1 protein-coding gene is annotated in these 1,179 nt (G+C 60.8%); it reads right to left on the bottom strand.

What is annotated here, in order from left to right:
* The coding region (gene tuf, locus RZR99_RS32860) for an elongation factor Tu (RefSeq protein ID WP_323123834.1) at positions 1–1,179 on the bottom strand (1,179 nt) is incomplete at its 5' end.

The following is a 1,179-nucleotide window of genomic DNA, read 5'->3' as shown; positions in this document are numbered from 1 at the left end:
TTACTCGATGACCTTGGCGACGACGCCGGCGCCGACGGTACGACCGCCTTCACGGATGGCGAAGCGCAGACCTTCTTCCATCGCGATCGGAGCAATCAGCTTCACCGTGATCGACACGTTGTCGCCCGGCATCACCATTTCCTTGTCCTTCGGCAGCTCGATCGAGCCCGTCACGTCCGTCGTACGGAAGTAGAACTGCGGACGGTAGTTGTTGAAGAACGGCGTGTGACGACCGCCTTCATCCTTGCTCAGCACGTACACTTCTGCCGTGAAATGCGTGTGCGGCGTGATCGAGCCCGGCTTCGCCAGAACTTGACCGCGTTCCACGTCTTCACGCTTCGTGCCGCGCAGCAGAATGCCCACGTTGTCGCCCGCTTGACCTTGGTCCAGCAGCTTGCGGAACATTTCCACGCCCGTGCAGGTCGTCTTCACCGTCGGCTTGATGCCCACGATTTCGATTTCTTCGCCAACCTTCACCACGCCACGCTCGATACGACCCGTCACCACCGTGCCCCGACCCGAAATCGAGAACACGTCTTCCACCGGCATCAGGAACGCACCGTCAACCGCACGCTCCGGCGTCGGGATGTACGTGTCCAGCGCATCGGCCAGGCTCATGATCGCCACTTCACCCAGCTCGCCCGTGTCGCCTTCCAGCGCCAGCTTGGCCGAACCCTTCACGATCGGCGTGTCGTCGCCCGGGAAGTCGTACTTCGACAGAAGTTCGCGAACCTCCATCTCCACCAGTTCCAGCAGTTCGGCATCGTCCACCATGTCGCACTTGTTCAGGAACACGATGATGTACGGCACACCAACCTGGCGCGCCAGCAGAATGTGCTCGCGCGTTTGCGGCATCGGACCGTCTGCAGCCGAACACACCAGGATCGCGCCGTCCATCTGCGCCGCACCCGTGATCATGTTCTTCACATAGTCAGCGTGGCCCGGGCAATCGACGTGTGCGTAGTGGCGGTTCGCCGTTTCATACTCGACGTGCGCCGTGTTGATCGTGATACCACGCGCCTTTTCTTCCGGCGCCGCATCGATCTGATCGTATGCCTTCGCTTCGCCGCCGAACTTCTTCGTCAGCACCGTCGTGATCGCTGCCGTCAACGTCGTCTTGCCGTGGTCAACGTGACCAATCGTACCAACGTTCACGTGCGGCTTGGTCCGCTCAAATTT

This window comes from Burkholderia alba, from assembly GCF_034721475.1.
Classification (GTDB): Bacteria; Pseudomonadota; Gammaproteobacteria; order Burkholderiales; family Burkholderiaceae; genus Burkholderia; species Burkholderia alba.
This window is presented reverse-complemented; position numbering and strand designations above follow the sequence as displayed.